We start from the raw sequence: 24,009 nt of genomic DNA, 5'->3' as shown, positions 1-24,009 counted from the left end.
GGGCGGGCCGCCCCGGCGGGAGTCGGGACGACCCTGGACCGACCCTGATATCGCCCCCGAGCCGGCGCCCGGGAAGCGTTCGACGGGCCACGCCGCCGAAGATCAGGGGAGTCTCGGGGGCCGACCCTGATGTCCTCGTCCGCCGGCCGTGTGAGGATCGGTGGCATGCCGGAAGCCGCAGCGCCCCTCGTCGAACCGCGGCCGCCGCGCAAGCTCTACCGCAGCAGCGACGGACGCTGGCTGGGTGGCGTGGCGCGGGGGCTCGCCGGGCACCTCGGACTGCCCGTCATCTGGGTCCGGCTGGTCTTCGTCGGCCTGTTCATGGCGGACGGCCTCGGCGCTCTGCTGTACGCCGCGTTCTGGTTCTTCGTACCGCTGGGCGTCGGCGGCGTCGGCGGGCAGAAGCCCCCCGCGATCGTCAGTACCGAGACCTCGCCCGACGGCCGCCGGCGCCTCGTGGCCCGCAAGCCGGACCGGGGCCAGATCGTCGCGCTGCTCCTCATGGTCGTGGTGGCCCTGGTCTTCGTGGGCAACGTCAACCTGAGCGGGGGCGTCAAGGCCTACCTGTGGCCCGCCGTCCTCGTCGGCGCCGGCGTCGCACTGGTCTGGCGCCAGGCGGACAACGCCCGCCGGGCCCGCTGGGTCGAGGTCGGCAGCCGCCGCCGCACGCTGACCCTGCTGCGCGCCGCGGGCGGCGTCCTGCTCGTCACCGCCGGCGTCTCCGGCATCTTCGTCCTCCAGGGCTCCGCCGCCCACCTCGGCTCCGTCCTGCAGGCGGCCCTCGCGGTCCTGGTCGGGATAACGCTCCTCGCCGGGCCCTACCTCGTCCGCATGACCCAGGACCTGTCCGAGGAACGCCTGATGCGCATCCGCGCCCAGGAACGCGCCGAGGTCGCCGCCCACGTCCACGACTCCGTGCTGCACACCCTGACCCTGATCCAGCGCAACGCGGAGAACGCCGGCGAGGTGCGCCGCCTGGCCCGTGCCCAGGAACGCGACCTGCGGACCTGGCTGTACAAGCCGGAGGGCACCGGCAAGGACGAGGCCGACGAACCCGTTGGCCTCGCCGACGCCGTCCGGCGCAACGCCGCCGAGGTCGAGGACAAGCACGGCGTCCCCATCGAGGTCGTCGTCGTCGGCGACTGCCCGCTCGACGAGAGGATCGCCGCGCAGATGCAGGCCGCGCGTGAGGCGATGGTCAACGCCGCCAAGTACGGTGGCGAGGGAGGCGCGGTGCAGGTCTACGCCGAAGTGGAGGGGAAGAAGGTCTTCGTGTCCGTGCGGGACCGCGGACCCGGCTTCGACCTCGACTCGATACCCGCCGACCGCATGGGCGTCAGAGAATCGATCATCGGCCGCATGGAGCGCAACGGCGGCACGGCGCGGCTGCGCGCGGTGCCCGACGGCGGCACGGAGGTCGAGCTGGAGATGGAGAGGGCGGAGAAGACGTCATGAGCGATCCGACCGAGGCGAACGAGTCCGTGGAGCCGACCGGCGGGAGTGCCGGTGAGCGGCACGTGCGCGTGGTCCTCGTCGACGACCACCGCATGTTCCGTACCGGAGTACAGGCCGAGATCGGCCGTACCGACGAGACCGGCGTCGAGGTCGTCGGCGAGGCCGCGGACGTCGACCAGGCGGTCACGGTCATCACCGCGACCCGCCCCGAGGTCGTCCTCCTCGACGTCCACCTCCCGGGCGGCGGCGGCGTCGAAGTGCTGCGCCGCTGCGCCCCGTTGATGGCCGACGCCGAGCGGCCCGTCCGCTTCCTCGCCCTGTCCGTGTCGGACGCGGCGGAGGACGTGATCGGTGTGATCCGCGGCGGCGCCCGCGGCTACGTCACCAAGACGATCACCGGCACCGACCTCGTCAACTCCGTCTTCCGGGTCCAGGAGGGGGACGCCGTGTTCTCCCCGCGGCTGGCCGGCTTCGTCCTGGACGCCTTCGCCTCCACCGACGCCCCGCCGGTCGACGAGGACCTGGACCGTCTCACCCAGCGCGAGCGCGAGGTGCTGCGGCTGATCGCCCGCGGGTACGCCTACAAGGAGATCGCCAAGCAGCTGTTCATCTCGGTGAAGACGGTCGAGTCCCATGTCTCGGCGGTCCTGCGGAAGCTGCAGCTGTCGAACCGGCACGAGCTGACGCGGTGGGCGACGGCCCGGCGCCTGGTCTGACACTCACACCACCCGCGTCGCCCCCGCGAAGGGCATCTCGTCGATCGGCGCGATCCGCACCGGGGCCGAGGGGTTCGGGGCGTGGATCATCTGGCCGTTGCCGATGTAGATGCCGACGTGGCTGATGCCGGAGTAGAAGAACACCAGGTCGCCCGGGAGCAGTTCGGAACGGGAGACGCGGCGCCCGGCGTCGATCTGGGCGTACGTCGTGCGGGGGAGGGAGACGCCCGCGGAGCGGTACGCGGACTGGACCAGGCCGGAGCAGTCGAAGGCGTCCGGGCCGGTGGCGCCCCACACATAGGGGCTGCCGAGCTTGGAATAGGCGTACTGGACGGCGGCCGCGGCACGGGAGTCGGGCGCCTGGGCCGTGGCCGGGGCGGGGGCCTGGAGGCCGACGCGGCCTTCCGTGCCCGACCGGGACGCGCGGCCCGTACCGCCGCCGTCCAGCCCGAGCCGTGCGCGCTCCTCGGACGACAGGCCGGACAGCAGCCGCCGCGCCGCGTCCAGCTTGCCGGTGATCGTCTTCTTCTGCCGCGCCAGTTCGGCCTGCCGTGCCTTCAGCGAGGTCAGCTCGACGCGTGCGGTCCCGCGCAACTGCTGGATGTCCCGCAGCTGTTCGCGTACGTCCGCGACGGCCGCCGCCTGCCGGGTGCCGACCCGGTCGACGAACTCGGCGCCGTCCAGGTACCGGTCGGGATCGCTGGAGAGGACGAGCTGCAGCGCGGGGTCCAGCCCGCCGCCCCGGTACTGCGCCGCCGCGATCGAACCCAGCGCCTCCCGCGCCGAGTTGAGCTTCTCCGTCTTGCGTGCCGCCTCGTCCCGCAGGGTCGACAGACGGCGCTCGGCGGCCTGCGCCTTCTCCTTCGCGCCGTCGTACTTCTGGGTGGCGGTCTCGGCCTCCTGGTAGAGCCGGTCCACCTTCGCCTTGACCTGTGCCGGGGTCAGCCGCGGCTCGGCGTGTCCGGTCCCGTCGAAGGCCGTCGCGGTCGCGGCGCCCGCCAGGGCGATCGTGAAGGCCGTACGGGCGGTGCTGCCGCCCAGTGATGCTCGCCGACCGGGCTTGCGATGCGCTGCCACCTGGACTGCACGTCCTTTCGTACGACCACCCCGTCCGGGGCGGCTTACGCGTCCGGCGGCGGCTCGCACAGGGGGAGCGGCCGCCGCCGGACCTTCTCGGCGGTGGTGGCCGACTGCCGCCCCTGGCCCGGGCGGCGGTGGGGAGCCGGTCACCTGGGGAAGGACGCTAAACCTGGCTGTGTCGGTCCGGTAACGCGTTGTGCGGAAGTGCCGTGAGTGCGGCGCCGGGTGACCGGATGCGACCGTGATCCAGGCCCTGCCTCGTCGGGTTCACGCGGTGCGGTGACCGATGTGACGGTTCTCGGGTGCCCCCGGGGGGCGGGGTGCTATGGCGCATATATGCGGCCGACGGATGGAGGAGGGCCGGTGTCGGGTGCCCCTGGCGCCCCTGTCTAAGCTCCGGCCTCATGGACGTACTCATCCATCTCTTCGTCGGCCTGCACATCGTCGGCATCGCCGCGCTCCTCGGCGGCTTCCTCACCCAGATGAAGGCGATGGGGCAGGGCACGGCCCGCTTCGTCCCCGCCATGCTGCACGGGGCGCTGACCATGCTGGTCACCGGCGCGATCCTGGTCGGCCTCAACCAGGCCGACGACCACCACGTCAACAACGTCAAGATCGGCCTGAAGCTGGCCCTGCTGATCGTGATCCTCGGCCTGGTCTACGTGAAGCGGGACGAGGAGAAGGTGGACAAGAGCATGTTCGGGCTGGTGGGCGCGCTCACCACGGCGAACATCTTCATCGCGGTGCTGTGGACCTGACGCGGGCGAGTGGTGGCGCGATGGGGCGCACGGTGATTGCCGTGCGCCCCTGTTGTCGCTGACGCGCCGGGCTCACGCCGGTCTGACCACGCTGTGGATGATGGACTCGCCGCCGTAGTAGATCGACTCCTCGCGGACGTAAGCGCCCGGCTTCGGGGCGTGGATCATCATGCCGTTGCCGATGTAGATGCCGACGTGGCTGATGTCGTCGTAGAAGAAGATCAGGTCTCCCGGCTGGGCGTCGGTGAGGGAGACGGTGGTGCCGGCGTTCACCTGGTCGTAGGTGGTGCGCGGGAGCGTGACGCCGGCGGCCTTCCAGGCGGCCTGGGTGAGACCGGAGCAGTCGTAGGAGCCGGGGCCGGTGGCGCCCCAGACGTACGGCTTGCCGATCTGCGCGCGGGCGAACGAGATCGCCTTCGCGGCCTTGGTGGCGTACGAGGAGTCCGAGGTGCCCGTACCGGTACCGGTGCTGGTGCCGGACGTGGACGTGGAGCCGCTGTCCTGGGTCGCGGCCGCTGCCTCGGCCTGCGCGGCCGCCTGCTGCTTGGCCAGCTCGGCGGCCTTGCGGGCGGCCTCCTCCTGCTTCTGCTTCTCGATCTGAGCGAGCCGCGCCTTCTCCTGGGCCGTCAGCTTCGACAGCAGCTCGCGCGCGGAGCTGAGCTTGCGCTGCACCGTGGACTTGGCGGTCTGCAGGTCGCTCTGCGTCCGGGTGAGCGTCTCCAGACTCCGGGAGGCCTCTTCGCGCTTCTTCATCGTCGCCGACTGCTCGGCGAAGTAGTCGTCGACCGCGGTCTTCTGACGTGAGGTCAGCCGGCCCATCAGCTGCGTCTGGTCGAAGTAGTCCTGCGGGGAGTCGGCGAGCAGGAAGGTCGCCGTGTCGGGTGCGGCGGCCCCGGTGCGGTACTGGGCGGCGGCGAAGGAACCGAGCTGCTCGCGCTCCTGGTTGAGCTTCTGGGCGCGCTTGGCGACGTCGTCGAGGAGGGTGTCGACCTGCTTGCGCTGCTTGGTGGTCTTCTCCTTGGCCGCGTTGTACTTCTCGGTGGCCGACTCGGCCTGGCGGTAGAGGTCGTCGACCTTCTTCTCGACCTCCTCGAGGCTGGGCCGGCCGTCGGTGGAGGGTGTTGCGTCGGCCGTCTGGGACAGCAGTGCCACGGAGGTGAGGGCGGCCGTGGCGAGAGCGGGGGTGCGTATGCCTGGTACACGCGTTCCCGCGGGGCGCGACTTGCGGTGCGACGCCAAGGGAGGCGACTCCTTCCATGCTCCGCCTACCGAGTTAGCTGTCGGGTTCGGGCGGGTGGTTCGGAAGGGTTGCCCTACGGTCCGCTCCCCGCGAGGGGGTCGGGCCGATTCACCCCAAGGTCGGTTGGGTCCCCGGCTCCGGACGGCGCGGCGGCGCCCCGGACTCGGCGGAGGCCACGCGGCCCGGCGACGTTCGCCGGTGGGGGTCGTATGGCCTGCGCGGAACGGTAGCCAACTCGTGTGGCCTCTGTGAAGGATGATGTTCGATATGCCCGATACATTTTCGTGACCTTTGGTCAACCGGTCGCCGCTGGTCACAGACCGTGGCGGAGGGGTGCGGCAGCGTGTGCGGCGGTATCGGATCCGGTCCGGATCCGGCGATGTTCTCAGGGCGGCGGCGGGCTGTCAGTGGGGCCCCCTAGACTCGGAGAGCGATGAGCAGCCTCTTTGACGACAGCTTCCTGGCGGACCTCCAGGCCCCCCGCGGCCACGAGGAACCCCCGCCACCGCCCGAGGACGATCACGTACCGGAGCCCGTTCCGGACGATCTGTTCGGCGGGAAGTTCGACGTACCGCCGGACCGGGACTCCTACTACCGCGACGGCGCCCCGCGTCCGGCGATCGACCCGGCCGCGCTCCTCGACGGGCTGAACGAGAACCAGCGCGCGGCCGTCGTGCACGCCGGCACCCCCCTGCTCATCGTGGCCGGCGCCGGCTCCGGCAAGACCCGCGTGCTCACCCACCGCATCGCCCACCTCCTCGGCTCGCGGAACGTGCACCCCGGCCAGATCCTCGCGATCACCTTCACCAACAAGGCCGCCGGTGAGATGAAGGAGCGTGTCGAGCAGCTCGTCGGCCCACGCGCGAACGCGATGTGGGTGATGACCTTCCACAGCGCGTGCGTGCGCATCCTGCGCCGCGAGAGCAAGAAGCTCGGTTTCACGTCCTCGTTCTCGATCTACGACGCCGCCGACAGCAAGCGCCTGATGGCCCTGGTCTGCCGGGACCTGGAGCTCGACCCCAAGCGCTATCCGCCCAAGTCCTTCAGCGCCAAGATCAGCAACCTGAAGAACGAGCTGATCGACGAGGAGGACTTCGCCGCCCAGGCCACCGACGGCTTCGAGAAGACCCTCGCCCAGGCGTACGCCATGTACCAGTCGCGGCTGCGCGAGGCGAACGCCCTCGACTTCGATGACCTGATCATGACGACGGTCAACCTGCTGCGCGCCTTCCCGGACGTCGCCGAGCACTACCGCCGCCGCTTCCGGCACGTCCTGGTCGACGAGTACCAGGACACCAACCACGCGCAGTACGCGCTGGTGCGCGAGCTCGTGGGCACGGGCGCCCACGACGAGGACGTCCCGCCGAACGAGCACGACGTCCCGCCCGCCGAACTGTGCGTCGTCGGCGACGCCGACCAGTCGATCTACGCCTTCCGCGGCGCGACGATCCGCAACATCCTCCAGTTCGAGGAGGACTACCCGGACGCGACGACGATCCTGCTGGAGCAGAACTACCGCTCCACCCAGACGATCCTCTCCGCGGCCAACGCCGTCATCGAGCGCAACGAGTCCCGCCGCCCGAAGAACCTGTGGACCAACGCCGGCGCCGGCGCGCGCATCACCGGCTACGTCGCCGACACCGAGCACGACGAGGCGCAGTTCGTCGCCGACGAGATAGACCGTCTCACCGACGCGGGCGACGCGAAGGCCGGCGACGTCGCCGTCTTCTACCGCACCAACGCCCAGTCCCGTGTCTTCGAAGAGGTCTTCATCCGCGTCGGCCTGCCCTACAAGGTCGTCGGCGGCGTCCGCTTCTACGAGCGCAAGGAGGTCCGGGACGTCCTGGCCTACCTTCGGGTCCTCGCCAACCCCGAGGACTCGGTGCCGCTGCGCCGCATCCTCAACGTCCCCAAGCGCGGCATCGGCGAGCGCGCCGAAGCGATGATCGACGCCCTCTCCCAGCGCGAGAAGATCAGCTTCGCGCAGGCGCTGCGCCGCGTCGACGAGGCGTACGGCATGGCCGCGCGGTCCACCAACGCCGTCAAGAAGTTCAACACGCTGATGGAGGACCTCCGTACGATCGTCGACTCCGGCGCGGGCCCCGCGACCGTCCTGGAGGCGGTGCTCGAACGGACCGGCTACCTCGCCGAGTTGCAGGCCTCGACCGACCCGCAGGACGAGACCCGGATCGAGAACCTCCAGGAACTCGCCGCCGTCGCCCTGGAGTTCGAGCAGGAGACCGCGGAGGGCGAGGCCTCCGGCGGACTCTCCGACTTCCTGGAGCGGGTGGCCCTGGTCGCCGACTCGGACCAGATCCCGGACGAGGAGGAGGACGGCTCCGGAGTCATCACGCTGATGACCCTGCACACCGCCAAGGGCCTCGAGTTCCCGGTGGTCTTCCTCACCGGCATGGAGGACGGCGTCTTCCCGCACATGCGCGCCCTCGGCCAGGCCAAGGAGCTGGAGGAGGAGCGGCGGCTGGCGTACGTCGGCATCACGCGCGCGCGTGAGCGGCTCTACCTGACCCGCTCGTCCCTGCGCAGCGCCTGGGGCCAGCCGTCGTACAACCCGCCCTCCCGTTTCCTGGAGGAGATCCCGGCCCACCACGTCGACTGGAAGCGCACGGGCGCCACGGCACCCATGTCCTCCGGTCCCGCGTCCGGAGTGGCCGCATCCCTGTCGTCCTCCCGCTCGCGGTCCTCGGCGTCGGGCGCGTCGGGCTTCGCCACGCGCCGGACGTCCGAGAAGCCGGTGGTCTCCCTGGCCGTCGGCGACCGGGTCACGCACGACCAGTTCGGGCTCGGCACGGTCGTCGCGGTCAAGGGCACGGGTGGGAACGCGGAGGCGACGATCGACTTCGGCGACGCCAAGCCCAAGCGGCTGCTGCTGCGGTACGCGCCGGTCGAGAAGCTCTGACGCGAAACGGCCCCCGCTGCTCCTCAGGAGCGGGGGCTCGTACGGCGGCCGGTGGCGCCTACGTCGGGTTGAGACCGTGGCTGCGCAGCCACGGCAGCGGGTCTATGGCCGAACCGCCCGCCGGGTGCACCTCGAAGTGCAGGTGCGGGCCGGTGGAGTTGCCCGAGTTGCCGGAGTACGCGATCGGCTGGCCGGCCTTCACCGTCGTACCGGAGGCGACGCGGTAGGTGGAGAGGTGGCAGTACCACGTCTCCGTGCCGTCCTTCGCGGTCACGATCATCATGTTGCCGTAGGCGCTGTTCCACTGCGTGCGGACAGTGCCGTCGGTCGCGGCCATCACCGTCGTGCCGTAGGAGACCGGGAAGTCGATGCCGGTGTGCACGGACATCCAGTTGATGCCGGCCTGGCCGAAGTAGGCGCTCAGCCCGCGCTGGGCGACCGGCAGGGCGTACTTGGGCCGCAGCCGCTCCTTGCGGGCCGCCTCCGCGGCCGCCTTCTTCTTCTCGGCCTCCTGCTGCGCCTTGAGGTCGATGCGTTCCTGCGTCCGGCTCGCCCGGTCGGCGAAGTCGTCGGCGCCCGCGGACAGGCTCTCGAGCTGGGAGTCCAGCTTGTTGTTGGCGGCGGCCGGTTTCACCGGCTGCGCGGCCGAGGCGGTCGTCGAGGTGTCGTCGGAGGAGAAGGTGCCGACCGAGGCCGCCGCGATGCCCGCGACCCCCATCACACAGGCCGAGGGGACGGCGATGGTCAGCAGCGCCGAGCGCTTGGCGGGTGTACGGCGGCGGGAGCGGGACGCGTTCCGGGCGGCCGCGCGCGACGCCGGAGCGGGCGTCGTCTCTTCCTGGTCGTCCAGCAGGGGCGTTACGGCAGGCAGCTCGCCCGTGGCGGTCAACTCGCCGTCGTCCTGCGACTGTTCCTCGTACCCGTCCTGAGGGTGTTCCGCGTAGTCGTCCTGCGGGTGTTCCTCGTAGCTGTTCTGAGGGTGTTCCTCGTACGCGCCGTGCTCGACCTGGTCGAAGACGGCAGTGGCCTGCTGCCCGAACGGTTCGCCTGCCGCGGGTGTCCCGCCGTCGGAGTTCCACTGCGTGGCGTCGTACGCACCGGTGTCGAAGGCCTGAGTGCCCCACTCCCAGTGCTGGGTCTGGTCATTGGCGGCGCCGGCCTGGTCCGGCTGCAGCCAGGCGCTCGCGTCCCAGTGGCCGGAGGTGTCGTTCCCGGTGGCCTGCGGCGGGATGGCGGAGAGCTGCTGGTACTCGCCGGTCCAGGCGGTCGTCTCGTAGACGCCGGTGTCGTAGGCGGCGTGGTGCTGGGCCGCGTAGGCGTCGTAGTGCGGGGTCTGGTGATCGCCGGTGGACCAGTGGGCCGTGTCGTACGAACCGGTGGCGTCGCCGGGGAGGTTGCCGAAGAGGGGGTCCGCGGCGAAGGTCGTCGTCGCGTGCGCGCCGGTCTGGAAACCGCTCGCGTCGTAACCGCCGTAAGTGGTGAAGTCGCCGTACTGGGCTTCCTGGGTGCCGTACGACGCGTAGTGCGCCGAGGCGGCGTCGGAAGCCGGAGCCGGGGTGGTCATGGTCCCCGACGGGTGACGGTCGTTCACCAACTTCTCTTTCGCCTCGACAACAGGGGCTGCCAGAGCAGTGCGGCGACTGTACCCGGCGGTACGCGGGCGCGACAATCTTCAACTGGTTTCGGGCGCGCAGGAAACGGGCATTCGGCCGTGTTTCGGGGGAGTGCGGGCGCGGCTTTGGCCTTGTGTTCGAAGTGCGTTCGATCTCGGTCGGCTGTCAGCGGGCTCTCAGGCCACGGTCAGACCGCCGGAACGGGCGGCGGCTTCGTCTCCCGGCAGCTCCGTGTCGAGGGCCTGGCGTATCCCGGTGGCGACGGCGGGGTGCACGGGCAGGGCGAGATGCCCGACCCCGCTCACCTGCACGTTCTGCGCCATCAGATCGGGGTGGTCGATGCAGGCCGTCTCCAGCGGGTTCATCAGATGGTCCAGATCGCTCCAGAAACTGATGAAATGCGTACGGCAGCCCGGCGCGGGCCGCTTCAGCTCCTCGATCAGCTCCGAGCCCGGGCGCATCTGCCGCACGATCGGGTGCGCGTTCGCCAGCGGCACCACGCTGGTGCCGGAGTGCGGGGTGCCCAGGGTCACCAGCGTGCGGACCCGGCTGTCACCGCCGAGCCGCTGCACGTAGTACCGGGCGATCAGCCCGCCGAGGCTGTGCCCGACCACGTCGACCCGGTGGCTGCCGGTGCGCTCGCAGATCTCCTCTATGTGCCGGCCGAGCAGCTCGGCCGCGCTGCGGATGTCGCAGGTCAGCGGCGAGTAGTTGAGCGATTCGACGTGCTGCCTGCCGTTCTGGGCGAGGCTGCGGCGCAGCAGCACGAAGACCGAGCGGTTGTCGATGAAGCCGTGCAGGAGCACGACCGGCGGCCTGGTCCCCGTCGGCAGCTGCGCGGCGCCGTCGGGTGAGGGGAGCAATGCCGGTACGCGGCGTTCCTGGGTGATGCCGGAGGGATAGAGGAGGAGGTGACCGGCGAGGATCGCGAATTCCAGGGCGGTCGCCTTCAGCAGGGCCACGGAGAGTCCCGCCAGTCTGATGGGGAGCAACCGCTGGCAGAGCGGAAAAAAGGGCTGCAGTGCCCTGGTGACCTTCATGGCCGACCTCCTGTCGAGACACAGGAGTACGGCTCCGACCCCCGTGTGCCCTCATGGGAAGTCGCGGCGAAGTCGGTGATGCCCTCCGGGCAACACCGACGCACCGCACCGCCACGGCGCGCGGCCTGCGGCGCGGTGGTGCGGCGACCTCGTTGCGGCTCCCGTTGCGCCTGCTCCCGCTGCGGCCCTTGTGCCGCAAAGACTCGGAACGGTGCGCTGCGAACGTGTCCCACCGTGTGATTTCCCCCTCGGTCCGCACCGTGAAACGGCCGGTTGCGGGATGCTGGCGATAACGTTCGTTCACTTCCCCAGCCGATGTGGGTACGGCAGTACCTGTCGGTAGGGATGAATGCAGTCGCTTCATGGAGGCAGTGATGGGTGTGGCAGCCGGTCCGATCCGCGTGGTGGTGGCCAAGCCGGGGCTCGACGGCCACGATCGAGGGGCCAAGGTGATCGCGCGGGCGCTGCGCGACGCCGGTATGGAGGTCATCTACACCGGGCTCCACCAGACGCCCGAGCAGATCGTCGACACCGCGATCCAGGAGGACGCCGACGCGATCGGGCTGTCCATCCTGTCGGGCGCCCACAACACGCTCTTCGCCGCGGTGATCGACCTGCTCAAGGAGCGGGACGCGGAGGACATCCTCGTCTTCGGCGGCGGCATCATTCCCGAGGCGGACATTGCGCCGCTGAAGGAGAAGGGCGTCGCGGAGATCTTCACGCCGGGTGCGACGACGCAGTCGATCGTGGACTGGGTGCGCGCCAACGTGAGGCAGCCGGCGGGGGCGTAGACCGCCGTCGCGAGCCGCGGGTGGCTGGGGGTGGCCGGCCCCGGAAGCCGAGGGTGGCTGGGGGTGGCCGGTCCCGAAGACCTGCCGCCCTACGCCCCCAGCTCCTCCGCCATCGCCGCGCGCAGGCGCAACGTCGTACCCAGGCGCTGGAACGCCTCCGCCCAGTAGCCGCCCGCTCCCGGCGAGGAGTCCTCCGTCTCGGCCGGGACCGCCAGCAGGCCGTCGAGACGGCCGGCCTCGGAGGGGTCGAGGCAGCGCTCGGCCAGGCCCATCACTCCGCTGAAGCTCCATGGGTAACTCCCCGCGTCACGCGCGATGTTGAGTGCGTCGACCACCGCCCGCCCGAGCGGTGCGGACCACGGCACCGCGCACACCCCGAGCAGCTGGAACGCCTCGGACAGTCCGTGGGCCGCGATGAACCCGGCCACCCAGTCGGCCCGTTCGCCGGCGGTCAGTGTGCCGAGCAGCTTGGCGCGCTCGGCCAGGGACACCGCCCCCGGCCCGCCCGCCTCCGGCGCCGAGGGAACACCGAGCAGGGCTTGCGCCCACTCGGGGTCCCGCTGCCGTACGGCGGCCCGGCACCACGCCGCGTGCAGTTCGCCCTGCCAGTCGTCCGCCACCGGCAGGGCCACGATCTGTGCGGGTGTCCGCCCGCCGAGCCGGCCGGACCAGGTCGCGAGCGGTGCCGCCTCGACCAACTGCCCGAACCACCACGACCGTTCGCCCCGCCCCGCCGGAGCCTTCGCCACGACTCCGTCCCGCTCCATGCCCGCGTCGCACTCGTGCGGCGCTTCGACGGCGATCGTCGGTGTGTCCCCGGTGCGGTCGACGGCCACGCAGGCCCCGGCCCGGACCGCCATCCGCGCGGCGAGAGCCGATCCGGGCAGCGCCGAGAGCAACTCGGCGGCCGTCGCCCTGACGTTGCGGCTGCGGTCGGCCAACGCCTGCTCCAGGAACGGCTCGTCCTGCGGGCCGAGGCCCGTCCGCAGCGAGTCGAGGAACATCAGGCGGTCCTCGGCCCGCTCCGTCGGCCAGGTCGTCGCCAGCAGCTCACGCGCGGCGGCGGGCTCCCGGGCGCGCAGTGCGGACAGCAGGGCGACGCGTTCCGCGAACAGACCCTCCTGCCACAGCCGCCGGGTCCGCTCCTCGTCCTCGAGCCGCGGCAGCGCCGCGCCCCCGCCGGGGGCCGCTCGCAGGGCGAACCGCCAGTCCGGGTTGAGCCGGGCGAGCCACATCGCGCGCGGTCCGGCGAACGCCAGGGCCGCCGGCCGCAGGTCCGTACGCCCCCTGGCCGCGTCCAGCAGCGCGGGCAGCATCTGAGGGGGTGCGGCGAAGCCGCGGGCGTTCGCCGTCGCGAGCCACTGGGGCAGCAGCTCCATCAGGTCCGGTGCCGTGCCTCTGCGGCCGCCGCCCGTGCCGGGGCGGTCCGCGAGCAGCAGCGCCAGCCTGCGGGCCGCCGCCGCGGGCAGCGGGGGGCGCGGGTCCTCGGCGGCCGGCTCCGGCCGCGTGGCGGCGCGGGCCGGCAGCAGTCCGGCCCGCCGCCTGAGGGTCTGCACGGCCGCCGCGTCCAGCAGCGCCACCGGCGCTTCCCGTCCCGGCGTGCCGCCCGGCGGCGTACGCCGCTCGGTGCCGAGCAGCGCCACCGTCACGAGCTCCTCCCAGGCGCCCGGCGCGGGAGTATCCACAGCTGTGGATGTCCTGATCGTCATGCGCTTCCTCTCCGTGAGGCGCCCGGGAGTCGTTGAAGACTCACAGGAACCGGGTGTCCCGTCGGGCCGGACAAATGCATAGATCCGGTAAGAAAGGGGCCTGTGATTACTGTGAGTGGCGAGTGATGGGACGGTCTCCTGGGGTCTGTGATCGCAGTGGGCCTGTGGCGGGGCGGCCGCGGTGGACGCCGGTGGCGGGTGAGGTGCGTGCCGTCCCCCTCCGCCGCCGTACGGCGCCGCTGTCCGGCCGGGTGGCTCAGCACAGGGGCACCGCCTCGCCGGCCGCCTCGGACCAGGCCGTCAGCGGGGTGAAGCCGCGGTGACCGCACTCGCCGAAGACCGTCACGGGGGCTCCGCCCGAGAGGGCGACCAGGCGCCACAGGCCCGGGCGGGACCTGGCGGCGGGCGTGAGCGGCAGCGCCGTGTCCTCGTCGGCGTCCGTGAGCTGCCACGAGTCGCCGTCCGGCGTCGGTACGACCCGGTCCAGCGTCACCGGTACGGACTCCAGCCAGGGGTCGTCCCGCAGCGCCGAGCCGTACCGGGCGGCGGCCTGCGAGGTCGTCACCCCCCGCGGTCGTATCGCCGCCGGCGCCGGGGGTGCGAACTGCTCACCGAGCGCCGCCCGCGGCTGCCCGGTGCCCGGATAGGCCGACACCTCCGCGTCCAGAACCAGTCCCACCGGCAGCGCTAGCTCCGGGGCCCGGCCCGCGGCACCGTAGGACAGCAGCAGCACCGTGCGCTCCGAGTCGGCGCCGTGGAGCCAGATCCGGCGCGTCGTCAGCCGGGAGTCCGCCGTGTCGTGCTGCGCGAGGACCAGCCAGCGGTCGCGCAGCGGCGGACCGTCCGCGTTACCCGGCAGGCCCACGCGGGACCGGACCGTCGCCGCCAGCCCCTCCGGCAGCCGCTCACGACCCAGCCACCCCTGGTCCAGCAGGTGCAGCAGCGCGCACTCCTCCAGCAGACGCACCGGCCAGCCCGGCCCGGACGACGGGATCACCCCCAACTCCCGCACACGCGCCGCCAGTCCGGGCGCCTGCGCGTCCACCATGCGGGCCGCCGTCTCCTCCCACAGCCCGTACCCCGCCTGCTCCGCGCCCGCCAGACCGCCGCGCAACAGGTCCGCCAGGCGCTGTTCGAGCTCGGTCGCCCCCGCGGTGACCCGCTCGGCCCGGCGGTCCGCCCGGCGCCGCGCCGCCTCCGGATCAGTGGCGCCCGACGAACCGGCGGCTCCCGCCTCCCGCTTCTGCTCGGCGCGCTGCCTTCTCCCCTCTATCCACTGCACCGCCCAGTCCGGCGCCTGCCCGGCCGGCACCGCCTCGTCCTCCGCCCACAGCAGCAGCAACCCGAGCGCGTGCTTGCACGGGAACTTGCGGCTCGGACAACTGCACTTGTACGCCGGGCCCGCCGCGTCCGCGAGGTCGACGACCGTTTGATACGGCTTGCTGCCGCTGCCCCTGCACAGCCCCCACACCGTCCCCTCGTCACAGCTGCCCGTCTCGGACCACGGCCCCGTCGCCCCGAGTTTGCTGCCCGCTTTGCGTGACGCGGCGTCAGGCGCCAGCGCCAGCACCTGGTCCGCGCTCCAGCGCATCCCCTGCTGAGTCATGTCTTCGACGGTAGATCCCACCACTGACAATCGACCCCGCGAACACGTTTCCGCAGGTCAGAACGGATTGTCAGTGGCGTGGTGCACGGTTGGTGGCAGATCCGAACCGGCCGAGCTGGAGGGAGCCTCAGCCATGTCTGTGTCCGTGGAACCGACGACCGTCGAAGCGGCCGAAGCACGTGCGAAGGAGCCGGCCGAGGCGTTGCGGCCGCACGCCGAGGACGCCTTCGCCGGTGAACTCGCCGCGCTGGCCGCGCAGGACGACCGCCCGCGCCCGGTCCGCTGGAAGCTGTCGCCGTGGGCGGTGGCGACGTATCTGCTCGGCGGCACCCTGCCGGACGGCACCGTGATCACACCGAAGTACGTGGGCCCGCGCCGCATCGTCGAGGTGGCCGTCACCACGCTCGCCACCGACCGCGCACTGCTCCTGCTGGGCGTGCCCGGCACGGCCAAGACCTGGGTGTCGGAACACCTGGCGGCGGCGGTCAGCGGCGACTCGACGCTGCTCGTGCAGGGCACGGCGGGCACGCCGGAGGAGGCGATCCGCTACGGCTGGAACTACGCGCAGCTCCTGGCACACGGCCCGAGCCGCGACGCCCTGGTGCCGAGCCCGGTCATGCGGGCCATGGCGGAGGGGATGACGGCGCGGGTGGAGGAGCTGACCCGCATCCCGGCCGACGTGCAGGACACCCTCATCACCATCCTGTCCGAGAAGACGCTGCCGATACCGGAACTGGGGCAGGAGGTGCAGGCGGTCCGCGGCTTCAACCTGATCGCCACGGCCAACGACCGCGACCGCGGGGTCAACGACCTCTCCAGCGCCCTGCGCCGCCGCTTCAACACGGTGGTGCTGCCGCTGCCGGAGAGCGTCGAGGCCGAGGTCGACATCGTCTCGCGGCGCGTCGACCAGATCGGCCGCTCCCTCGACCTGCCGTCGGTGCCCGACGGCGTCGACGAGATCCGCCGCGTCGTGACGGTCTTCCGTGAACTGCGCGACGGCGTCACCTCCGACGGCCGGACCAAGGTCAAGTCCCCGAGCGGCACGCTGTCGACGGCCGAGGCGATCTCCGTCGTCACCAACGGGCTGGCCCTGGCGGCCCACTTCGGCGACGGCGTCCTGCGGGCCGGCGACGTCGCCGCGGGCATCCTCGGCGCCGTCGTCCGCGACCCCGCGGCCGACCGTGTCGTCTGGCGCGAGTACCTGGAGGCGGTCGTCCGCGAGCGGGACGGCTGGACGGACTTCTACCGGGCCTGCCGAGAGGTGAGCGCGTGACGGACCGGGGGAGCGGGACGGCGGGGAGCGGCGGGGGCGGGCGCCGTGAGGGAGGTGTCCTGCGCGGGCAGGCGGTGGATTCGAGGACGAGGGCGAGGGGGACGGTGTGACGGGGCTTGAGAGGGACGGGGGCCGGACGGCCGGGGGCGGGCCGCTGCTGCTCGGCGTGCGGCATCACGGGCCCGGTTCGGCACGCGCCGTGCGGGCGGCGCTGGACGCGGCCCGGCCCCGGACCGTGCTGATCGAGGGGCCGCCCGAGGCCGACGCGTTGATCGCGCTGGCCGGCGAGGAGGACATGCGGCCGCCGGTCGCCCTGCTCGCCCACGCCGTAGACGAGCCCGGCCGATCGGCCTTCTGGCCGCTCGCCGAGTTCTCCCCGGAGTGGGTCGCGATCCGCTGGGCGCTGGAGCACGAGGTGCCGGCCCGTTTCATCGACCTGCCGGCGACGCACACGCTGGCGTGGGGGCGGGACGAGACCGACCGAGCCGTGGGGGAGGAGGGCGACGGGTCCGCGGACGCGGGCGCGGGCGCCGACGGCGAAGGGGCTGAGGGCAGTGGGGCCGCGGGGGCCGAGGACGACGGTGGGGAGGCCGGTGACACCCGGGGCGGTGCGGGCCCTTCGGACGCCGACCTCCGTGTCGACCCCCTCGCGGTGCTCGCCGAAGCCGCCGGGTACGACGATCCCGAACGGTGGTGGGAGGACGTCGTGGAGCACCGGGGAAGCGGCGAGGGGGACCCCTTCGCGCCGTTCAGGGTGCTCGAAGAGGCGATGGGGACGCTGCGGGAGACGTACGGCGACGGAGGGCATGACCGGGACCTCGTGCGCGAGGCGTACATGCGGCTCCAGCTGCGGGCGGCACAAAGGGAGTTCGGGGACGAGGTGGCCGTCGTGTGCGGTGCCTGGCACGTACCCGCGCTGCGGCGGAGGACCGCCGTCACCGTCGACCGGGCGCTGCTGAAGGGCCTGCCCAAGGTGAAGGCGGACATGACGTGGGTGCCGTGGACGCACCGGCGTCTGTCCCGGGCCAGCGGCTACGGCGCGGGAATCGACTCCCCGGGCTGGTACGGGCATCTGTTCGGCGCACCGGACCGGCCGGTCGAGCGGTGGCTGACCAAGGTCGCCGGACTGCTGCGCGAGGAGGACCGGCTCGTCTCCTCCGCGCACGTCATCGAGGCGGTACGGCTGGCCGAGACGCTCGCCGCGATGCGCGGCCGTCCGCTGCCGGGGCTCGGCGAGACGACCGACGCCGTGCGCGCGGTGATGTGCGAGGGCTCGGACGTGCCGCTGGCGCTGGTGCACGACCGGCTGGTAGTCGGGGACGTGCTGGGGGAGGTGCCGCGGTCGGCGCCGGCGGTGCCGTTGCAGCGGGATCTGGACCGGATCCAGCGCCGGTTGCGGCTCAAGCCGGAGGCGCTCGAACGGGAGTTGGAGCTGGACCTGCGCAAGGAGACCGACGCCGGGCGCAGCAGGCTGCTGCACCGGCTGCGGCTGCTGGGCGTCGCATGGGGCGAGCCGGTGGCCTCGCGGGGGAGCACGGGGACATTCCGGGAGACATGGCGGCTGCGCTGGGAGCCTGAGCTGGCCGTGCGGGTGGCGGAAGCGGGGGTGTGGGGCACGACCGTGCTCGCCGCCGCGACGGCCAAGGCGGAGGCGGACGCGGTCGCCGCCCAGGGGCTCGCCGAGGTCACCGCGCTCGCCGAGCGCTGCCTGCTGGCCGAACTGCCAGACGCGCTGCCCGTGGTGATGCAGGTCCTCGCCGACCGGGCCGCGCTCGACGCTGACGTCGGCCATCTCGCCCAGGCCCTGCCGGCCCTGGTCCGCTCCCTGCGCTACGGCGACGTGCGCGGCACGGACACCGGGGCGCTGGCCGGGGTCGCGGCGGGACTCGCTGAGCGGATCTTCGTCGGCCTCCCGCCGGCCTGCGCGGCTCTGGACGCGGACGCGGCCGAGGAGATGCGGCGCCATGTGGACGCGGTGCAGGGGGCGGTGGCGCTCCTCGCCGACGCACCGGAGTCCGCGGGACGGCCGGCGGACGACCTGCGCTCCCGTTGGCAGGCGGTCCTGCACGTGCTGTCCGTGCGCGACACCGTGCCCGGTGTGATCCGTGGGCGGGCCGTACGACTTCTGCTGGACGACGGTGAGTTGGCCCAGGACGAGGCGGCCAGGCTCATGGGGCTCGTGCTGTCGCCGGGAACGCCTCCGGGCGACGCGGCGGCGTGGATCGAGGGCTTCGTCGGCGGAGGCTCGGGCGGCGGGATGCTCCTCCTGCACGACGAGAGGCTGCTCGGGCTGGTCGACGCCTGGCTGACCGGGGTTCCGGCGGAGGCGTTCACCGATGTACTGCCGCTGCTGCGGCGGACGTTCTCGGCGTACGAGCCCGGAGTGCGGCGCACGCTGGGCGAACTCGTGCGGCGGGGGCCGGGGCAGCGGGCGAGTTCCGTGGCGGCCGGTTCCGGCCTGCCCGGCTTCGCGGCGGAGCTCGAGAGCGAACGCGCCGACGCCGTAATGCCGGTGGTGCGGCTGCTGTTGGGGCTCGGTGGGGCGGACGCTTCGGAGCGGGCGGAAGAGAGTCTCGAACCGGATCGGGCGGAAGCGGACGTCGAGCCGGAACGGGCGGAAGCGAACGTCGAAAACGACCTTGCGGGGGTGACGGGATGACGAACGACCGGCCGAGGAAGACACGAGAGGGCGCCGGAAGAGCGGCCGTCGGAGGGATGGCGGCCGGAGTGAACGGCGAAGGCGGCGGCACGCAGGACCGACCCAAGCACGCCATCGCCGTCGTTCCGCTGTGGGACAGGACCCGTACGGCGGTGCGGCGATGACGGCCGAGGCGACGGAGCCGGCGCAGGAGCGGCTGCGGCGCTGGCGGCTGGTCCTCGGGGGCGACGCCGCCGACGGCACCGGGTGCGCGCTGTCCGGTCGGGACGCCGCGATGGACGGGGCGTTGACCGCGCTGTACGGGAAGGCGGACAGGCAGGGGCAGCGGGGACGGGACCGTTCCGCGGGGCTCGGCGCGTCGGCGCCGTCCGTGGCGCGGTGGCTCGGGGACATCCGGACCTACTTCCCCTCCACCGTCGTCCAGGTCATGCAGCGCGACGCCATCGACCGGCTCGGACTGTCCACGCTGCTGCTGGAGCCGGAGATGCTGGAGGCGGTGGAGGCCGACGTGCACCTCGTCGGCACGCTGCTCTCGCTCAACAAGGCGATGCCGGAGACCACGAAGGAGACGGCGCGGGCCGTCGTGCGCAAGGTCGTCGAGGACCTGGAGAAGCGGCTCGCCTCCCGCACCCGGGCCACGCTCACCGGCGCCCTGGACCGCAGCGCCCGGATCAGTCGGCCGCGCCATCACGACATCGACTGGAACCGCACCATCGCGGCCAACCTCAAGCACTACCTGCCCGAGTACCGGACCGTCGTGCCCGAGCGGCTCATCGGATACGGGCGGGCGTCCCAGTCCACGAAGAAGGAGGTCGTGCTCTGTATCGATCAATCGGGATCCATGGCGGCGTCGGTGGTGTACGCCTCGGTGTTCGGGGCGGTGCTCGCCTCGATGCGGACGATCTCCACGCGACTCGTCGTCTTCGACACGGCGGTCGTCGACCTGACCGACCAGCTCGACGACCCGGTCGACGTCCTCTTCGGCACACAACTGGGCGGCGGTACGGACATCAACCGGGCGCTCGCCTACTGCCAGTCGCAGATCAGCCGGCCCGCCGAGACGGTCGTCGTACTGATCAGTGACCTCTACGAGGGCGGCATCCGCGACGAGATGCTCAAGCGGGTCGCCGCGATGAAGGCGTCCGGCGTGCAGTTCGTCGCGCTGCTCGCGCTCTCCGACGAAGGGGCCCCGGCGTACGACCGTGAGCACGCGGCCGCGCTCGCCGCGCTGGGGGCGCCGGCGTTCGCCTGCACGCCCGACCTCTTCCCGGAGGTGATGGCGGCGGCGATCGAGAAGCGGCCGCTGCCGATACCGGACAAGGCCTGACGGCCACCGCCTGAAGGCCCGTCAGGCAGATGGGTCGGATGACGATTTGTCGACCAGTCGTCGTCCGACTTGGCCCAGCAAAACGGACATGACTACCCATCGGTAACAGGGGGCTTGCGCTACCTCGGGAGGGCCGTGCAAGTATCGACGCCTCATCGGCGGGGCGACGCGCTCCGCTCGTCCGCACGGCGTCGTGCCGCCTCATGGCTCACCACGGCCCCACCCCGCGGAGTTCGTCCGCACCGTTCCGCCGCACGAGAGGACTCCCCTCTTGACCTGGCCGGCAGCCTTGCCCGCCGCCGCTCTGCGCGTGATGCGCACCGCGGCCGGTCGGCGTGCGCTGCGGGTGATGGTGCTGGTCGGCGGGCTGTTCGCGCTCGGGTTCTTCTGCGGGGAGCAGGCACACGCGGCGGACGAGACGCCGGGGACGACGTCTTCGGCGCCCGGGCAGGTGGCGCCGGTCGCTCCGATGGTCTCGGCGGCTTCCACGGACGGCGTGGAGGCGTCGCTGCAGAACGCGGTCGGGCGCCTCGTGTCCGCTCCGGCCACCCTGGTCTACGCCCTCACGGCCTCCCCCGGACGCATCGAACCCGATGCTCCGGGCAAGCCCCGGCCGCACGCGCCGGCCGGGCACGTCCGGCCAGGGGACTCCTCGCGGCCGAAGCCCGCCGGCTCCACTCAGCGGAGCCCGAAGCCGAAGCCGACGTCGCCCGCAGCGACGCCTCCCGCCGAAGCCGGCCCTGCCGGTTCCGGCATCCCGGCCGGTTCCGGCATCCCGGCCGGTTCCGGCATCCCGGCCGGTTCCGGCATCCCTGCCGGTTCCGGCATCCCGGCCGGTTCCGGCATCCCGGCCGGTTCCGCCACCCCCGTCGGCTCCAGCACCCCCGCCGGTTCCGAGGCCACCCCCGCCCACAGCACCACCCCCGCCCACAGCACCGCCCAGGGCGTTCCGGTGCTCGGCTCTGTGGTCGAAGGTGTCGTGCGGACCGTGGACGAAGCGGTTCTGCGGCCCGTCGGCGACCTGGTCGTGACGGTGACGGGCGGACTGGCCGAGGCGACCGCGCCGATACCGGGGCTGCCGCAGTTGCCTTCCCTTCCATCTCTGCCGTCGGTGCCGCAGCTGCCGGGCACGCCGTCCCTGCCCGGTCTGCCGGGCCTGCCTTCCGTTCCGGGGCAGACCCTGCCCGCGCCGGTGACCCAGCCGGACGGGCCGGGACACTCGGCGGCCACGAGTGAAGGTTCCACCGGGAAGCGGGCGCGGGCGGCGGCGTCCGGGCCGCGTCTCGACGTGGTCGGCGGCACCGCTCACGCCCCCGCCCGGGGCGAGGCACGGCGGGCAGCCGACGGTGCCGGGCACGTCCAGGTCCCGCAGGCTCCCGGCGGCGGCGACCCGACCGGCGTACTGAGCAACCGGTCCGCCGTCGACGGCGGCACACCGAGGCACGGTGACGCGCAGGCCGTCGCCCTGAACCAGCGGGCGCCCCTGCGTCTGCTGTCCGGCGCCGCCGCCCGTGCGAACGGCGACGCGACCCGGGACAGGCACCGGGACATACCGGTTTCCCCCGCCTGAGGCGGCTCCTCCGTCCGGACAGCCTTCCGAGGGCCGCCGGACGCACCGGAAATGTCCCCAAGCCTCCCGAAGAAGACCGAGCTCCCCCGAGCTCCGCGGCCCGCTTGCACGGCAGGGCCCGGGCCTCCGCGAACGCCTCGGCGCTTCCATGGATCCGAAGGATCTGACGCACGCATGAACAAGAACATCCGTCGCTCGATCGTCATAGCCGCCGGTGTGTCCGGCGCGTGGGCACTCGGTTCCGCTGTCGCCAGCGCGGACGAGCTGCCGTCCTCGTCCCTGTCCACGTCGGACACGGCCACCGACAGCGCGACTGACGCCCAGAACACCCTCGGCACGCTGACCGGCACCGTCACCGACACGGTCACCGGCACCGTCGACGGCGTCGTCACCGGCGTGCAGGACACCGTCTCGGGCGTGACCGGGACCGCCGCGGCGGCCACCTCCACCGCGCCTGTCACGACCGGCACCGCCGACCAGGTCCGCAAGGGCGCCGCCGCTGCCGCCACCGCGTCGAAGGCACCGGCTGCCGTGACCTCCAGGGCCGCGAGCATCAAGGGCGCCGCGGCCATCCAGGGCGCCAAGGCCGCCCGCGCCGCCCAGGCGAAGGCACGGGCCACCGCCGACAAGGCCACCACCGCCGCCGACACCACCGTCTCCGAGCCGGCCCACGCCCCCCAGGACGGCGTCGACTACCTCTTCGGACCGCTCTCCGTCTTCGCGCCGGAAGTCGAGGAGGCGCTCGCCGCGGCGCAGACGAAGCTGCAGGGTGCGCAGGCGGCGGCCCGTTCCCGGGCGGACGGCGTCGACGGCGTCGTGCGGACGAAGGCGCGGCACACCATCGCGGGCGCGGGCCGTGCCGCGGGCATCGTCACCTCCGCGGGCCGTGCCGCGAGCACCGTCACCTCCGCGGCCCAGGCCTCCGTCTCCGCCGTCCCGGGCCATGTCACGGGCACCGTCGGCGGAGCCGAGCAGCAGGTTCTCGGCACGGTCGGGAGCGTGCCCGGCACGGTCGTGCCGGTCGTCGACGAGACGGCCGCGTCGGTCGTCCCGCCGCTCGCCGATCACGCGGTGGCGGGCGCCGTACCGGTCGTCGGCGGCACCGTCTCCGGCACGCTGCCCGTCGCCGCCGGTGCCGTGACCGGGGTGCGGGGCGTTGCCACGGAGGCCGTCGGCGGGGTCGCGCCCGTGGCGGGCGGTGTCGTCGCGGACGTGCCGCCTTACGCCACCGGGCTCGTCGGCGAGGTAGCCCACGACGTCACCGGCTCCGTGCTGCCGCCGGTGGCGGACACCGCGGTGCACGGGGTGCTGCCCGTCGCCGGGCAGGCCGTCGGGGATGTCGGCGGTCTGGCGTACGGCGTGACCGGGGACGTGCACGGCTTCGCCGGCGGGGTCGTCGCGGACGTGCCGCCGCTCGCGCAGGGTGTCGCCGGCGGCACGACCGGTCTGGCGTACGGCGTCGGCGGCCAGGTCGACCCGTTCGCGCAGGACGTCGTCCGGGCGGTCCAGCCCGTCGTCGGGCTCGTCCGGCCCGTCACCGGCAGCGCGACCGGACTGGCGTACGGCGTCGCGGGTGACGTCACGCCGTTCGCGGGCGGTGTCGTCGGCGAGGCCGGTTCCTTCGCCGACGGCGTCACGGGCCGGACCGCGCCGTTCGCCGAGGACCTCACCGGCACGGTCGAGGCCACCGGCGGCCCGCTCGCCGGGCACGCGGTCACCGGCGTCCGGGGCGTGGCCGAGTCGGTCGCTCCGGGCCACCTCCGGGACGCGGCGGACGTGCACCAGGCCCGCCCGTACAGCATCTGACCCTTTCGCGGCCGGCGTCGTACGACGACCGACCGAACGCCGCGACGACCGCACCCCGCGGGCGCGTCCGCTGAACGCGCCCGGCGGCCGGGTGGGGGCACACGCGGCGAACGACCGGTTCCGTGAGGACGAGGGACCCGGACGGCCGAAATCCGTCGGCCGGCCCACCCGACGCCTCGCGGAACGGGCCGGGCGGTCCCCATTGGGGTGGGGACCGCCCGGCCGGGCCCCGTGACACGGCGCTTTCGAGCGACCTCGGGGCCGTACCAGGGGCCTCACCGGGCCAACCCCAGCCCGGTGGGGCCCCGCCTCGTCCTCAGCCCCCACTTTGGCCGATTTCCGGCTGCTCACAGCCCTTTCCCCGATCTCTCCCCGGTTGCTCCCCGCCTCCTCCCCGGCCTCTCCCCGCTCGTCTGCCGCCCCCTCACATCCGGCACGTCACCCCCGCA

General features: G+C 72.9%; 16 protein-coding genes and 1 riboswitch. Of the genes, 10 read left to right on the top strand and 6 right to left on the bottom strand.

Annotation, left to right across the window (positions count from 1 at the left end; all coding sequences use genetic code 11):
* Window positions 1-129 precede the first annotated feature (129 nt).
* Together ACIGDI_RS12725 and ACIGDI_RS12720 are read left to right on the top strand one after the other, a co-directional pair.
* The gene (locus tag ACIGDI_RS12725; protein ID WP_399894594.1) at window positions 130-1,455 is read left to right on the top strand and encodes a PspC domain-containing protein; all 1,326 of its coding nucleotides are present in this window, start codon (window positions 130-132) and stop codon (window positions 1,453-1,455) included.
* On the top strand, window positions 1,452-2,171 hold the full coding sequence (locus ACIGDI_RS12720; RefSeq protein ID WP_200703517.1) for a response regulator transcription factor: 720 nt from the start codon (window positions 1,452-1,454) through the stop codon (window positions 2,169-2,171). The genes ACIGDI_RS12725 and ACIGDI_RS12720 overlap by 4 nt, the downstream gene beginning before the upstream one ends.
* A gap of 3 nt (window positions 2,172-2,174) precedes the next feature.
* Here the strand turns inward: ACIGDI_RS12720 and ACIGDI_RS12715 are convergent, their stop codons facing one another.
* Window positions 2,175-3,248, bottom strand: a complete 1,074-nt coding sequence (locus ACIGDI_RS12715; RefSeq protein ID WP_399894591.1) for an NlpC/P60 family protein — start codon at window positions 3,246-3,248, stop codon at window positions 2,175-2,177.
* A 407-nt stretch (window positions 3,249-3,655) separates the two neighbouring features.
* On the opposite strand from ACIGDI_RS12715, the gene ACIGDI_RS12710 reads away from it, so the two are divergent.
* Window positions 3,656-4,009, top strand: a complete 354-nt coding sequence (locus ACIGDI_RS12710) for a hypothetical protein (protein WP_200703515.1) — start codon at window positions 3,656-3,658, stop codon at window positions 4,007-4,009.
* 72 nt (window positions 4,010-4,081) lie between these two features.
* Here the strand turns inward: ACIGDI_RS12710 and ACIGDI_RS12705 are convergent, their stop codons facing one another.
* Window positions 4,082-5,248, bottom strand: a complete 1,167-nt coding sequence (locus tag ACIGDI_RS12705) for an NlpC/P60 family protein (RefSeq protein WP_399894588.1) — start codon at window positions 5,246-5,248, stop codon at window positions 4,082-4,084.
* 8 nt (window positions 5,249-5,256) lie between these two features.
* Window positions 5,257-5,428, bottom strand: a riboswitch (cyclic di-AMP (ydaO/yuaA leader).
* A gap of 254 nt (window positions 5,429-5,682) precedes the next feature.
* Between ACIGDI_RS12705 and pcrA the strand changes: the two genes are divergently transcribed.
* Window positions 5,683-8,166 (top strand): DNA helicase PcrA, encoded by a 2,484-nt coding sequence (gene pcrA / locus ACIGDI_RS12700; protein WP_399894585.1) that lies wholly within the window; start codon window positions 5,683-5,685, stop codon window positions 8,164-8,166.
* A gap of 58 nt (window positions 8,167-8,224) precedes the next feature.
* Here pcrA and ACIGDI_RS12695 read toward each other — a convergent pair whose 3' ends face one another.
* Window positions 8,225-9,730, bottom strand: coding sequence for a M23 family metallopeptidase (locus tag ACIGDI_RS12695; protein ID WP_399895283.1), 1,506 nt, complete (start codon window positions 9,728-9,730; stop codon window positions 8,225-8,227).
* Between the two features lie 225 nt (window positions 9,731-9,955).
* On the bottom strand, window positions 9,956-10,819 hold the full coding sequence (locus tag ACIGDI_RS12690; protein ID WP_399894581.1) for a lipase family alpha/beta hydrolase: 864 nt from the start codon (window positions 10,817-10,819) through the stop codon (window positions 9,956-9,958).
* Between the two features lie 374 nt (window positions 10,820-11,193).
* On the opposite strand from ACIGDI_RS12690, the gene ACIGDI_RS12685 reads away from it, so the two are divergent.
* Complete coding sequence (locus tag ACIGDI_RS12685) at window positions 11,194-11,610, top strand: cobalamin B12-binding domain-containing protein (protein WP_095753645.1); 417 nt, start codon at window positions 11,194-11,196, stop codon at window positions 11,608-11,610.
* Between the two features lie 89 nt (window positions 11,611-11,699).
* On the opposite strand, the gene ACIGDI_RS12680 is transcribed toward ACIGDI_RS12685, so the two are convergent.
* Window positions 11,700-13,319 carry a DUF5691 domain-containing protein gene (locus ACIGDI_RS12680; protein WP_399894578.1) on the bottom strand — a complete coding sequence of 540 codons (1,620 nt, stop codon included), beginning with the start codon at window positions 13,317-13,319 and terminating at the stop codon, window positions 11,700-11,702.
* 256 nt (window positions 13,320-13,575) lie between these two features.
* The gene (locus ACIGDI_RS12675; protein WP_399894575.1) at window positions 13,576-14,925 is read right to left on the bottom strand and encodes an SWIM zinc finger family protein; all 1,350 of its coding nucleotides are present in this window, start codon (window positions 14,923-14,925) and stop codon (window positions 13,576-13,578) included.
* A gap of 133 nt (window positions 14,926-15,058) precedes the next feature.
* On the opposite strand from ACIGDI_RS12675, the gene ACIGDI_RS12670 reads away from it, so the two are divergent.
* The 5 genes from ACIGDI_RS12670 (at window position 15,059) to ACIGDI_RS12650 (ending at window position 23,560) form a co-directional block, all read left to right on the top strand.
* Window positions 15,059-16,198, top strand: coding sequence for an AAA family ATPase (locus ACIGDI_RS12670; protein ID WP_399894572.1), 1,140 nt, complete (start codon window positions 15,059-15,061; stop codon window positions 16,196-16,198).
* Between the two features lie 106 nt (window positions 16,199-16,304).
* On the top strand, window positions 16,305-18,857 hold the full coding sequence (locus ACIGDI_RS12665) for a DUF5682 family protein (RefSeq protein ID WP_399894569.1): 2,553 nt from the start codon (window positions 16,305-16,307) through the stop codon (window positions 18,855-18,857).
* Between the two features lie 160 nt (window positions 18,858-19,017).
* Window positions 19,018-20,184: a VWA domain-containing protein gene (locus tag ACIGDI_RS12660; RefSeq protein ID WP_399895280.1), complete on the top strand. Its 1,167-nt coding sequence runs from the start codon at window positions 19,018-19,020 to the stop codon at window positions 20,182-20,184.
* Window positions 20,185-20,455: 271 nt separating this feature from the next.
* Window positions 20,456-21,754 (top strand): hypothetical protein, encoded by a 1,299-nt coding sequence (locus tag ACIGDI_RS12655; RefSeq protein ID WP_399894566.1) that lies wholly within the window; start codon window positions 20,456-20,458, stop codon window positions 21,752-21,754.
* Between the two features lie 174 nt (window positions 21,755-21,928).
* Window positions 21,929-23,560 (top strand): hypothetical protein, encoded by a 1,632-nt coding sequence (locus ACIGDI_RS12650; protein ID WP_399894563.1) that lies wholly within the window; start codon window positions 21,929-21,931, stop codon window positions 23,558-23,560.
* Window positions 23,561-24,009: the final 449 nt, after the last annotated feature.

Origin of the sequence: Streptomyces sp. NPDC085900, from assembly GCF_044540925.1 — a bacterium.
In the GTDB taxonomy this organism is placed as follows: Bacteria; Actinomycetota; Actinomycetes; order Streptomycetales; family Streptomycetaceae; genus Streptomyces; species Streptomyces gilvifuscus.
Note: the sequence above shows the minus strand (reverse complement) of the source record. Positions and strands in the feature narration are given on the sequence as shown.